The organism is Nitrosomonas sp. (assembly GCF_019752095.1).
Classification (GTDB): domain Bacteria; phylum Pseudomonadota; class Gammaproteobacteria; order Burkholderiales; family Nitrosomonadaceae; genus Nitrosomonas.
Genome location: NZ_JAIEMO010000038.1, coordinates 54,407 through 67,563, shown reverse-complemented (window position 1 = coordinate 67,563; position 13,157 = coordinate 54,407). Strand labels below are relative to the sequence as shown.

Sequence of the window (13,157 nt, the reverse complement as noted above, 5' to 3'; positions counted from 1 at the left end):
GTTGAACCGGTGGATAATCGGTCGAAGTATAGTATTCGGTAATTACAACCATCAGTCCGGTCAACACTAGGCCAATTGCAGCAGCCAGGAATACACGCAGAACCAGCATGCCGCCTGCAATCTCTGTGCCATCCACGATCAGTGACATGTCGCTCATGAACCAAACAGTTACTGGCAAATACGCTAATAGAGCAATACCACCCGCAACAGCCAGGCCGCGATAAAGCGCATTCATGATGGTGCCGCCATCACGCATTTTGACGTAATAACAACCGACAATCGAAGCGATAATCGATACTGCACCGAGCATTAGCGGAAATATAACCGCACTAAGTGCATTCGCAGTAAACAATAATGCGCCCAAAATCATGGTTGCAATAATGGTAACCGCGTAGGTTTCGAACAAATCCGCAGCCATACCGGCACAATCACCCACGTTATCGCCCACATTATCGGCAATGACGGCTGGATTGCGCGGATCATCTTCAGGGATTCCGGCTTCGACTTTACCTACCAGATCCGCACCAACATCCGCACCTTTGGTGAATATACCGCCACCCAAACGAGCGAAAATAGAGATCAGCGATCCGCCGAATGCAAAACCAATCAGAGGCTTGATGATATCGCTGACAGACTGATTGGGATCAGCGCCATCAAACAACATGGCAGAGTATCCAGCAACACCTAGCAGGCCTAAACCAACAACCAGCATTCCAGTGACAGCGCCGCCTCGGAAAGCAATTGCAAGCGCTTCATTCAATCCGATGGTCGCTGCCTGGGCAGTACGAACATTCGACTGGACTGAGACCGTCATCCCCAGAAACCCTGCGGCACCCGATAGAATGGCCCCTAGAGCGAAACCAATAGCTGTATCCCACCCGAGCGCAATCCAGAGGGCAAAGAACAGCACACCACCCACCATACCGATCGTCATGTACTGCCGTTTTAGGTATGCGGAGGCGCCCTCTTGAATAGCTTTTGCAATTTCTTGCATACGCTGGTTGCCTGTAGATTGAGCAAAAATACCCTTAATCCATATGCCACTGAATATCAGGGCTATAATCGCACTAAGAATTGCGATAACTAAACCACTAGCCATAGAGAACTCCAATTAAAGTCAGACCATAAAAATTACATGTGAAATATTGGCCTAATTAATTCCACATTATTAAACACTTGTTCTAAATCTAAGATCAGGGTGTATTTTATCTGTTCTTGCTTACTGAATGCACCAATTATTTGTCAAATTTAGATTGCTAGGTGACTGAAATCATTTTGTTTGGCTTCCATACAACACCTCAGGCAATCCAAATCTTACATATAGCTAAATTTTGAATTCATCCAGTTTCTTAGGAACAGCAACATTTTTGAGTCTTACATAGTCTGGCAAACCATCTTTGTAGGGCGGATAATCCTCACCTTCAATGAGTGGCGCCAAGTATTCCCGGCAGGCTTGGGTAATACCAAATCCATCTTCGCTGATAAAATTATCCGGCATCATTTTTTCTACATTTGCAACATTGGATAACTGTGCCATACCGACCGACCACTTATACGGCGAGCTAGATTCACGCACGATGGTTGGCATCACTGAATTGTGTCCTGCCAGAGCATAGTCCACGGCTGCTTTGCCCATGGCGTAGGCTTGTTCAACGTCGGTTTTGGAAGCAATGTGACGCGCTGCACGCTGCAGATAATCTGCAACCCCCCAGTGATATTTCAGACCCAGACCATCTTTGATGATATTGGCCACTACCGGAGCAACTCCGCCTAATTGCGCATGCCCGAACGCATCGCGCAGGCCTTGATCAGACAAGAAGTTACCATCGTCTCCTTTAACGCCTTCTGAGACCACCACTGAACAATAGCCGTACTCCTTGACATAGCGATCCACTGTGGCAAGAAATTTTTCCTTATTGAAAGATACTTCCGGAAACAGAATCACGATCGGGATTTCACACCCAGGGCTAGATGCCAAACCGCCCGCCGCCGCGATCCATCCGGCATGGCGTCCCATTACTTCAAGTACAAAAACTTTAGTTGAAGTCTTAGACATGCTGGCCACATCAAAACTGGCTTCGCGCGTAGAAACTGCAATATATTTGGCTACTGAACCAAAACCCGGGCAGCAATCCGTGATCGGCAAATCGTTATCAACGGTTTTAGGCACATGAATCGCTTGAATTGGATAACCCAGCGTGTCTGATATCTGCGAGACCTTCAAGCAGGTATCTGCCGAATCACCGCCGCCGTTGTAGAAAAAGTACCCGATATTATGGGCTTTGAACACCTCGATCAAGCGCTCGTATTCGCGCCGATTTTGTTCCAGGCTCTTCAATTTATAGCGGCAAGAACCAAATGCGCCTGACGGAGTATAGCGCAATCCGGCAATGGCTGCGGCTGAATCAGCGCTGGTATCAATGAGATCTTCGGTTAATGCGCCGATAATGCCGTTGCGGCCTGCATAAACAGTGCCGATTTTGTCAGTATGCTGGCGTGCCGTTTCCAGAACACCTGCGGCAGAGGCGTTAATGACCGCTGTCACACCGCCGGACTGGGCATAAAATGCATTTTTAATTGCCATATTTTTCTCCTAATTGATTAAATCGTAAGCAAGTATCACTAAATCTTTACACACAAAAACTCAGGTGCCATTTCTCGCATCCTGAGTTTTGCGGTTTAAACCTGTTATGCAAATGAATAGATGAGTATGATTAAATTTATTTGAGTGCTGCGATAATCTGATCGCGTATTTCTTCAACTGTACCTATCCCGGCTATTTTGATATAGCGCGGTGCATCTTTTCCGCCCTGTGCCGACCACTGTGAATAATACTCAACCAATGGTTCTGTTTGCTCGTGATAGACTTCCAGTCGTTTCCTGACCGTTTCTTCTTTATCATCATCGCGTTGTATCAATGGTTCGCCCGTCACATCATCTTGGCCAGTCGATTTGGGTGGATTAAAGTCCACATGATAAGTGCGGCCAGAAGCGGGATGTACCCTCCGACCCGACATGCGTTTAACGATTTCAGCATCGTCAACATCAATCTCAACCACAAAATCAATCGGCACACCTGCGGCTTTCATGGCGTCAGCTTGTGGAATCGTGCGCGGGAAACCGTCAAACAGGAAGCCATTTGCACAATCTGGCTGCGTGATACGTTCTTTGACCAAATTGATGATAATGTCATCAGAAACCAATCCACCGGTATCCATGATTTTTTTTGCCATGACACCTAATTCAGTGCCTGCTTTCACAGCACTGCGCAACATATCACCTGTAGAAATTTGTGGAACACCAAAATGTTCCTTAATATAATTGGCTTGAGTGCCTTTTCCGGCACCAGGACCGCCTAACAAAATGACTCGGATAGCTATTCTCCCTTTGTTACCGATTAATATTATTGAGTGCAGCGACTTTTTCTGCCGCTCCAACGACATTGGGCAGTAATTATATCGCAGGCAAGCAGGATGCTCGAGTATTTTACTATGTTAATTTTTAAAAGTTAAACAATCGACTATAACAAGTTACGTTGATACTAAATAGGTTATGCGATAATGATCCAATTGACTCTTAACAGGATAAATCATGGACGAAAATAGAAGTAAAGCGCTTGACGTTGCCCTGGCTCAAATCGAGAAACAGTTTGGTAAGGGCTCTATCATGCGGTTGGGCGCTAACGATGTCGCTTATGATATACAAGTCGTATCAACTGGTTCGCTGGGGCTTGATATTGCACTGGGAGTAGGGGGGTTACCTCGCGGACGGATTGTCGAAATTTATGGGCCTGAATCTTCGGGTAAAACGACATTGACGCTCCAAGTTATCGCTGAAATGCAGAAACTGGGTGGTACCGCTGCCTTTATTGATGCGGAGCACGCATTGGATCCCCAGTACGCGCAAAAAATTGGCGTCAATGTAAAAGAGCTGTTGATCTCTCAACCGGATAATGGTGAGCAGGCGTTGGAGATTGCCGATATGCTGGTGCGCTCCAGTTCAGTCGATATCATCGTGATAGATTCCGTCGCAGCCCTTACGCCACGGGCGGAAATCGAAGGCGACATGGGTGATCCGCAAATGGGTCTGCAGGCACGGCTAATGTCGCAGGCACTCCGCAAGTTAACTGCCAACATTAAGCGTAGCAATACGATGGTTATTTTCATCAACCAGATTCGTATGAAAATCGGTGTCATGTTCGGCAATCCTGAAACTACCACGGGTGGTAATGCGCTAAAATTTTACGCTTCGGTACGTTTGGATATCCGTCGCACCGGGGCGATCAAGAAAGGTGACGAAACCATCGGCAATGAAACCCGTGTGAAAGTGGTCAAAAATAAAATTGCACCGCCTTTCAAACAGGCGGATTTTGATATTCTTTATGGCGAAGGTATTTCGCGTGAGAGTGAAATTATCGAACTGGGCGTATTGCATAAACTGATCGACAAAGCCGGGGCCTGGTATGCCTATAAAGGTGAGAAAATCGGGCAAGGCAAAGATAATGTGCGTGATTACCTGAAAGAACATAAGGATATCGCGCAAGAAATTGAACAAAAAATTCGATCGATTGTTGGCATTGCTGATCAAGCTAACCCTGTGAAAGAAAAAACTGAAAAAGAGAAATAAGTTTTGTGAGTCCCCGTACTCCTTTGGAAATTCGCGCACTGCGTATGCTTGCCCGGCGTGAGCATTCGCGGCGGGAGTTGGAGCAAAAACTTTCTGTGCATGCAGAATCTTGCGAAACGGGAGTGCTTGCAAGTGTATTGGATAAGCTGGAACAACAGGGGTATCTGTCCGAGCAACGAATGGTGGAGCAGGTTGCGCGTGTTCGTCGATCGCGCTTTGGAAGTCATCAAATTGTTCATGAACTTAAGGCAAAAGGAATAGATCCCCATTTGATTGACGGCATTCTGCCGGCGCTCAAGCAAACTGAGTTGGAGGCCGCGTTAAACATCTGGCGCAAGAAATTCGACCATCCGCCCATTTCCAAGGAAGAGCGTGGCAAGCAGGTACGGTTTATGATGAATAGAGGCTTTTCCATGGAAACAATACAACAAGTTCTCGCACAAGCAGACGAGGAAAACGCATGAAGAAATATTGGGAAAAAATAATCTTTTTTTGGATGATCCTGTTTATTAGTTTTCAAGTGCATGCAGGTGGGATCACACTGATTCAGGAAATTAATGCCGCGCCGGCTAATTTTGATGGGAAAGAAATTACATTAAAAGGCATTCCCAAGGATCCCACGCGCTTACCCTTGGTTAATCTAAAGATGTATGTGCTGGAAGATAGCGGCGGAGAAATTACGGTGTTAACCGAATTTGATTTGCCGAAAATGAACGAAGAAATCACTATCCGGGTTAAAGTCCAAACCTTGGCCATCGTCAAAGGCGAAGCAGTGGGTTTGACAGTGACTGAACTAGAACGATACGGGCAGCAGCAAGCAATATGAAAAGTAACCAGATACGACAGAAATTTCTCGAATTTTTTGAGTCTCACGGCCATACCATCGTCTCGTCCAGCCCGTTAGTGCCGGACAATGATCCGACACTTTTGTTCACCAATGCGGGCATGGTGCAATTCAAAGACGTTTTCCTTGGTCAGGATAAGCGCCCTTATGTGCGTGCCGTTAGCTCACAGCGCTGCGTTCGTGCCGGTGGCAAGCATAACGATCTGGAAAATGTCGGTTATACGGCAAGGCATCATACTTTCTTCGAGATGCTCGGTAACTTTAGTTTTGGCGATTATTTCAAGCGCAATGCTATTTTATTTGCCTGGGATTTTCTTACGGATACTCTTGAGATTCCGCGCGAGAAATTATGGGTTACTGTCTATGCGGAAGATGATGAAGCTGCGGATATCTGGTTGAATGAAGTCGGCGTTGAACCATCCCGTGTGGTGCGGATTGCCACCACGGATAACTTCTGGCAAATGGGAGATACCGGTCCGTGCGGGCCTTGTTCTGAAATTTTTTATGATCATGGCCCCGATGTCAAAGGCGGGCCACCCGGCTCTGCCGATGCCGACGGTGATCGTTACATCGAGATCTGGAATCTGGTTTTCATGCAATACAACCGAGATAGCGCAGGCGTATTGCATCCATTGCCGAAGCCGTCGGTCGATACCGGCATGGGTCTGGAGCGTATTTCGGCCGTGATGCAGCATGTTCACAGCAATTACGACATTGATTTGTTTCAAAGCCTGATCAAAGCGGCTGCGCGCGTCACCAACACAAAGAATCTTACCGATAATTCGTTAAAGGTTATTGCCGATCATATCCGTGCCTGTTCGTTTTTGATTACCGACGGTGTCATTCCAGGCAGCGAAGGTCGCGGCTATGTATTGCGCCGTATTATTCGTCGCGCCATCCGCCATGGTTACAAGTTAGGGCAGAAACAACCTTTCTTTCATCACCTGGTAGAAGATTTAGATCAAGTGATGGGGCAAGCCTATCCTGAACTAACCGCTGCTAAAGCGCGTGTTGCCGCGGTATTGCTGCAAGAAGAAGAGCGTTTCGCTGAGACCCTGGAAAACGGCATGCAAATTCTGGAAACCGCGCTCGGCCAGAAAATTCATGTGTTGGATGGCGAAACCGCTTTCCGGCTCTACGATACCTTTGGTTTCCCGATTGATCTGACTGCCGACATCGCTCGCGAGCGTGGTATTACCGTTGACCACGCAGGATTCGAACAAGCCATGACATGTCAACGTGAGCAAGCGCGCGCCGCCAACAAATTCACCATGCAGGAAGGGATTGAGTATTCGGGCGGTCAAACCACGTTCTATGGTTACGAAACCCTGCAGCATGAAGGACAAGTATTGGCTCTCTACAAGCAAGGCAGCGCGGTGGATTTCATCGAAGCTGGTGAGGAAGGGGTCGTGGTTCTGGATCAAACGCCTTTTTACGCCGAATCGGGTGGTCAGGTCGGTGATTGCGGTGAATTACTTGCCGCCAATGGCACTTTTGCGGTGACTGATACGCAGAAAATCCAAGCCGGTGTGTTTGGCCATAAAGGCTTATTGCGCAGCGGACGCCTGGTGATCAAGGATACCGTGCAAGCACGAGTCAATCCACAAACCCGCATCAGCATCGCCAATAATCACTCCGCCACACATTTGCTGCATGCTGCGCTGCGTGAAGTGCTGGGTAAGCATGTGACGCAAAAAGGTTCGCTGGTCGATGCTAATCGGACGCGCTTTGATTTTTCTCATAATGTGCCACTCACGGCAGATGAGATTCGGGAAACTGAACGCCTGGTCAATGAACAGATCCGCGACAACTGTATCGTTGAAGCGGCTACGATGAAGTACGACGATGCGATCAAGCGTGGTGCGATGGCGTTGTTCGGCGAAAAATATTCGGACGTAGTGCGCGTCATCGGTATGGGTGAATTCTCCACCGAGCTATGTGGTGGCACGCATGTGCCGCAAGTCGGGCAAATCGGCTTGTTTAAAATTATCACCGAATCCGGCGTCGCGGCTGGTATCCGCCGCGTTGAGGCGGTGACCGGAAAAGCCGCCATTGATTATGTGCAACAACGCGAGGCGCAACTGTTGGAAATTGCGCATATGCTAAAAACCAATCCGCAAGAAGTCATGCAGAAAATTGCGCAGATCATCGGAAACGTGCGGCAAACCGAAAAGGAACTGGCTCGTTTAAAAACCAAGCTTGCCAGCTCGCAAGGCTCCGATTTAGCCGCGCAAGTGCAGGAAATCAAGGGTGTCAAAGTGCTGGCCGTCAATCTGGAAAACGCCGACGCCAAAACCCTGCGCGAAACATTGGATCAATTGAAAGACAAACTCAAAACCTGCGCTATTGTGCTCAGTACCGTTGCAGATGGAAAAGTCACGCTGATCGCTGGTGTCAGCTCAGATCTTACGGATCGAATCAAAGCCGGTGAACTGGTCAATTTCGTGGCGCAACAAGTCGGTGGCAAAGGCGGCGGGCGCGCAGATATGGCGCAAGCGGGTGGTACGCAGCCGGAGCAATTGCCGAAGGCGCTGGGAAGTGTGACGGGTTGGGTAGGAAATAAAATAGATTAGCGCATGGTACATTATGCTGGTCAGGAGATTGCGGAAAATTTCATGTGACTCTCTGTATGCAATCACAGTTGGATTTGACGGCAATTATTACTAATTCTGGCTAATTCCCTTTCGGGTTTTTGATCTCATCGGATTGATGAATCTGCAGTCTACACGCCACAAAATTGCAGTGAACGTAATGAGTATTTGGTAATAATAATGACACTTATTGAAGTGAGGTTCTAATGGCGCAGGCAGACTTACTGGTAGAGTTGCTCAAGAATGCTAGCAATGGTAATCAATTGGCTTTTCGCAAGACAGCTGAAGCCTTGATTCAAGAGGAAAAGGGCAAAGGTCATCGGGTTTTGGCAGATCGATTGACTAAGGCATTGCAACCAAACGTTTTCGCAATGGCACGCGGCTTCGTGTCCAAGCAGAGTAGCAGCGGTGACCAGCATAAAGATTTGATCTTTGAAATTACGCCGGAACGCACACTTGATAGCCTTGTATTACCAAGCAAAATCTATGATTCAATCAAGGAGGTCATTGAGGAGCAGCATCGTGCCGAGTTATTGCATGCCCACAATCTACGTGCACGTAACAAACTCCTATTTGCTGGACCGCCAGGAAACGGCAAGACGACCTTAGCCGAGGCGCTAGCTTTTGAGTTGATGTATCCATTATTAGTTATTAGGTATGAGACCCTGGTTGGAAGTTATCTAGGCGAAACATCCAGTCGCTTGAAGCATCTAATGGATTATGCGAAAACACGGCGGTGTGTACTGTTTTTTGATGAGTTCGAAACTCTTGGCAAGGAACGTGGAGATACACACGAAACAGGAGAAATAAAACGGGTAGTAAGTTCATTACTTTTGCAGATTGATGATTTGCCAGACTATGTGGTGATTGTTGCCGCAAGTAATCATCCAGAATTGCTAGACAGAGCGGTATGGCGCCGATTTCAGGTGCGAGTTGAATTGCCATTACCCACGCGACAGCAACTGACCCAATATATTGAATCCATTGGCCAGCGGTGCAGAACTAATTTTGGATATGCGCCAGAAACCTTGGCAAAATATATGAGGGGATTGAATTTTGCAGAGGTCGAGGAGTTTTGTTTGAGCGTGATACGCCGGGCGACACTCGACCAAAAAACTGACAACGCCCAAGCAATTACCCGTATAAAACTAACACAGTGGCGCGACAGATTAAAACCCATCACGAGCAAACTAGAGAGCTGAGTAATCCCACAAATCCATGACCGATCACCTTCCTCTTCTGGTTTTTTCCCGCGCAACGACAGTTGCTCCTTCATCGGGAAATGGCTTTTCGCCGAGCAAGCCACATTTTCCAAATCATACACGGCAGGTTGAACGACTTTCCCAGCAGCTAAATGAGTTGCAGCAGGACTTTTCACGTTATAAGGCTAGCGTCAGCGGGACTATGGCTGGACTTGAGCCAGAGACAGTATTGGTTATAGAAATTGTAGGAAGTGTTGATGACTTCAAACGAACCGTCGAGAGCACCGACGGGCTAGAATGGCTTGGGGAATGGGACGTTGAGGACATTGAGCCAGACGATAATTTTTATGAAACTCCAAAAATTGGGGTTAATTTTTTTAAAAACAAAATTGCTGGCATAACTAATGGAGTACAGTCGAAAGAAATCCAGGAAATATTGAAAAAATACGGATTCATTGATGATGGTGGAAAAATAATTGCCGAAAAGATGCCGGAATTATCTTTGCCTGATCATTTGGCGCATCTTCATGCAGACATTACTGCGACTGTCAACAGTGCAAAAGATAGCCCATTGAGAGGTAGATTATTTTTGTCGATAGGCAATGAAAAAGGCTTGAAAGAGTTATTGGTATTGTGGCAATGCTGGCAAAAAGAACAAGTGTTGCCATATAGGAAATCTAAATGGCGTGCTGTGTTCGAACAAACCTTAGTGATCAGGCGTTGGGGAATCAAAGAAACCTTGCGCGAAACTGGCATGATCGAACGTTGGCACGATTTGCTCGACCCTATTAACCCAGCCCAGGAAATTTATTGTCAGATCGAATTATTCTATCGACAGAATCCTGAGAAGCGAAAACAAAGCGAATCAGCCATTACCAAATTGTTGGCTGAAATAGACGGTCAAACTATTAGCTCATTTATTGATATGCCCAACATTGCATTTCATGCAGTCAAAGCCAAATTACCTGCCGATAGAATTCGCCATTTACTGAAGATACTAGAATCACCTGCAAATGAGATAGATATCCAGTTATTCAAATTTCCTGGAGTAATGTATTTCCGCCCAACTGGACAAAGTCTGACAGATTCAGGAAATGAAGTTGGTGAGCCCGGTAAATTTCCAGAAGGTAGTCCGGAATTGCCGCCAGTAGTTGCCATTCTTGATGGTGCACCTAATATTTTGCATGATGCATTAAAAGACCGATTGTTATTCGATGATCCAGATAATTTGGCCGCCGAATATCAGCCCGGAGAGAAAAGACATGGCACGGCGATGGCATCCTTGGTAGTGCATGGAGAGTTATTGGAAGGTTTATCTGCTCCTTTAACACGGAAAGTTTATCACTTGGCAATAATGCAACCAAACCTATTAGCCAGGAGCTTTGGCGAATATGTTGAGCATTTTCCTGATGAAGTTTTCTTCGAAGATCGGATTGAACGCGCCGTACGCCGCATGTTTGAAGGTGAAGGCGCTACACCTGCTCAAGCTCCTGATATCAAAATCATTAATCTGTCGATTGGTGATCCAGAGCGTCCGTTTATTCATACTCCCAGCCCCTGGGCGAGGTTGCTTGACTGGCTATCGTGGAAGTATCGCGTGTTGTTTTGTGTAAGTACAGGGAATTTCTTAGGCGACATTCAAATTGATATTTCGCACAGCGAATTTTCTTCCTTGTCTGATACACAGAAGGTTGTTCGTATTTTAAAGTGTATGGAAGAACAATTATCCGAACGACGTTTACTATCACCAGCGGAGTCGTTGAACTCGCTCACTGTTGGAGCATTGCATGCAGATGAATCTGGAACCTATATGCTGGGTCAGAGAACTGAGCTGTTGCCGATCAGTGGACTGTTTAGTCCAATTTCACGTTTCGGACACGGCTTTCGTCGCTCAGTTAAACCTGAAATACTCTTTCCTGGCGGACGGCAGCTTTTTGCGGTTCCGATACTAACTGATAATCATCCTTATTCAATTGATACCTCACGGAGAAGACCTGGCCAAAGGGTAGCGTGGGATAGCTTGCAACAAGGAAATTTGTCCGAATCAGTTTATGCACGGGGCACTAGCAATGCTACCGCCCTGGCAACGCGAGGGGGAGCAAGAATTTATGAAGTCTTGGCGAAGCTGCAGGAAGAGCACGGCGAGGAGATTCCTGATAATCTGATTGCTGTGCTCATAAAGTCACTACTGGTACATGGCGCACAACACCATGCCCAAGCCGAGAAAGCATTAACAGAATCGCTGAAATCTCCAATAAACTCACGTCGCTTCAAGGAAGTAATGGCTCGTTATATCGGTTATGGTGCAGTTGACATTGATCGTGTGCTCGCCTGTACCGAACAGCGGGCTACGGTAATGGGGTGTGGAGAAATAAAGGAAAATCAAGTTCATGAATATCGTTTTCCTCTTCCATCCAGCTTGTCTGGAAGCCAAGTCTGGCGCCGTATGTTGGTCACATTGGCTTGGTTCTCTCCAATCAATTCTGCTCACCGGAATCTCCGTGAGGCAAAACTTGAACTCCAGCCAGGCGGGAGTTGGGACAAGTTGCCTTTGAAAATAAAAAGAATAAGTTCAGATCATAATCAGGTCTTGCGAGGTACTGTACAACACGAAATTCTTGAGGGGACAAGTCAGATTTCTGAGTATGAGGAAGATGGGTACATCTTATTACATGTGGCATGCAAGGCTGATGCAACTGAGAAGCTCGATCAATTGATTCCTTATGGCTTGGCTGTGACTCTTGAAGTGGCTGAGGGCGTTGAAATTCCAATCTATCAGCAGATTCGCGCTAAAATCAAGCCACAAGTAGCGATAAGAGCGCATGCGGGAGGCTCGTAATAAATTTTATACAAGGATTTGTTTATTAATCTGGAATTCGAAACCGAAAGGAAAGGGCGGTAATATTGATCCTGAGTGCTAATAAGAAAAAAATACTTGCTGATTTCCGAGTGAGGCATAGTCACCAGAAGGCGGTGATGGAGATGCTTACGATACGATACTATCAACAAATAAATTTATTAAAGAAGTATAGATGCTCAAAAAAACCGTCATTCTCTCCATGACTCTCATCGCCACGATTCTGATCTATGCTGCGATGCAACCGGATACTTTCCGTATCGAACGTTCTATCAGCATCAACGCATCACCCGAAAAGATATTTCCGCATATTAATGATTTCCATCGGTGGGAAGCATGGTCACCGTGGGAAAAGATTGATCCCGGGATTAAGCGAAGCTATAGCGGAGCTGAAAGTGGCAAGGGTGCTATCTACGAATGGCAGGGTAACCAAGATATTGGCCAAGGACGCATGGAAATTGTGAAGTCGACACCGTCGAGAAATTTGGTGATTGAACTCCATTTCTTGCAACCTTTTGAGGCAAGGAATACCGTCGAATTCCAATTGGAAGCTGGTGATAATGCTACGGCAGTCACGCAAGCTATGTACGGCTCGAATTCTTTTGTTTCCAAGTTAATGAATCTAATCTTTGATATGGATAAAATGGTCGGCGAGAAGTATGAGGAAGGTCTTGTCAGTTTGAAGACTATTGCGGAGCATTAGAATGAAGAAAAAATTGTGGTTTATGCTTATTTTTGTGATGATTTTTTTATTCATAGGATGCGGAACCATAAACACTGTGGTCCGCGATGATTCCGTAGCTCGTCGTGATCTCAGCCGCGTGAGCTCTCCCTGTGCAACGATCCCGCGAGTATATAGTGGTGTTGCCTACAATATTTGTACTTTACGCGGGAAGCCGTCGCGCACATCGCTATGGATCGGGGGAGTACCTGAACTTATGCTCGTTGATATAGTACTGTCCAGCGCATTGGATACAGTTATTTTGCCGTATACGATTTATGAGCAAGCCCTTGAAGGTAATCTTGAGCTCGAGTGA

Annotated in this window: 11 protein-coding genes; 8 read left to right on the top strand and 3 right to left on the bottom strand. The window is 46.6% G+C overall.

Annotated features, from left to right (window positions below):
* The 3 genes from K2Q13_RS11690 to adk form a co-directional block, all read right to left on the bottom strand.
* On the bottom strand, nucleotides 1-1,099 hold a 1,099-nt coding region (locus tag K2Q13_RS11690; protein ID WP_292921307.1), incomplete at its 3' end, for a sodium/proton-translocating pyrophosphatase.
* Between the two features lie 225 nt (nucleotides 1,100-1,324).
* Complete coding sequence (locus K2Q13_RS11685) at nucleotides 1,325-2,584, bottom strand: 6-phosphofructokinase (RefSeq protein ID WP_292921306.1); 1,260 nt, start codon at nucleotides 2,582-2,584, stop codon at nucleotides 1,325-1,327.
* A 136-nt stretch (nucleotides 2,585-2,720) separates the two neighbouring features.
* Nucleotides 2,721-3,374 (bottom strand): adenylate kinase, encoded by a 654-nt coding sequence (gene adk, locus K2Q13_RS11680; RefSeq protein WP_292921309.1) that lies wholly within the window; start codon nucleotides 3,372-3,374, stop codon nucleotides 2,721-2,723.
* Between the two features lie 217 nt (nucleotides 3,375-3,591).
* On the opposite strand from adk, the gene recA reads away from it, so the two are divergent.
* The 8 genes from recA (at nucleotide 3,592) to K2Q13_RS11640 (ending at nucleotide 13,157) form a co-directional block, all read left to right on the top strand.
* Nucleotides 3,592-4,626, top strand: a complete 1,035-nt coding sequence (gene recA, locus K2Q13_RS11675; RefSeq protein WP_292921305.1) for a recombinase RecA — start codon at nucleotides 3,592-3,594, stop codon at nucleotides 4,624-4,626.
* 5 nt (nucleotides 4,627-4,631) lie between these two features.
* The gene (gene recX / locus K2Q13_RS11670) at nucleotides 4,632-5,090 is read left to right on the top strand and encodes a recombination regulator RecX (RefSeq protein WP_292921303.1); all 459 of its coding nucleotides are present in this window, start codon (nucleotides 4,632-4,634) and stop codon (nucleotides 5,088-5,090) included.
* Nucleotides 5,087-5,452, top strand: a complete 366-nt coding sequence (locus K2Q13_RS11665; protein WP_292921302.1) for a hypothetical protein — start codon at nucleotides 5,087-5,089, stop codon at nucleotides 5,450-5,452. The genes recX and K2Q13_RS11665 overlap by 4 nt, the downstream gene beginning before the upstream one ends.
* Nucleotides 5,449-8,043 (top strand): alanine--tRNA ligase, encoded by a 2,595-nt coding sequence (alaS, locus tag K2Q13_RS11660; RefSeq protein ID WP_292921301.1) that lies wholly within the window; start codon nucleotides 5,449-5,451, stop codon nucleotides 8,041-8,043. Before K2Q13_RS11665 ends, alaS begins: the two co-directional genes overlap by 4 nt.
* A gap of 224 nt (nucleotides 8,044-8,267) precedes the next feature.
* Nucleotides 8,268-9,263: an ATP-binding protein gene (locus K2Q13_RS11655; protein ID WP_292921300.1), complete on the top strand. Its 996-nt coding sequence runs from the start codon at nucleotides 8,268-8,270 to the stop codon at nucleotides 9,261-9,263.
* 16 nt (nucleotides 9,264-9,279) lie between these two features.
* Nucleotides 9,280-12,102: a S8 family peptidase gene (locus K2Q13_RS11650; RefSeq protein WP_292921299.1), complete on the top strand. Its 2,823-nt coding sequence runs from the start codon at nucleotides 9,280-9,282 to the stop codon at nucleotides 12,100-12,102.
* Nucleotides 12,103-12,295: 193 nt separating this feature from the next.
* Nucleotides 12,296-12,823, top strand: coding sequence for an SRPBCC family protein (locus K2Q13_RS11645; RefSeq protein ID WP_292921298.1), 528 nt, complete (start codon nucleotides 12,296-12,298; stop codon nucleotides 12,821-12,823).
* Nucleotide 12,824: 1 nt separating this feature from the next.
* Nucleotides 12,825-13,157 carry a YceK/YidQ family lipoprotein gene (locus K2Q13_RS11640; RefSeq protein ID WP_292921297.1) on the top strand — a complete coding sequence of 111 codons (333 nt, stop codon included), beginning with the start codon at nucleotides 12,825-12,827 and terminating at the stop codon, nucleotides 13,155-13,157.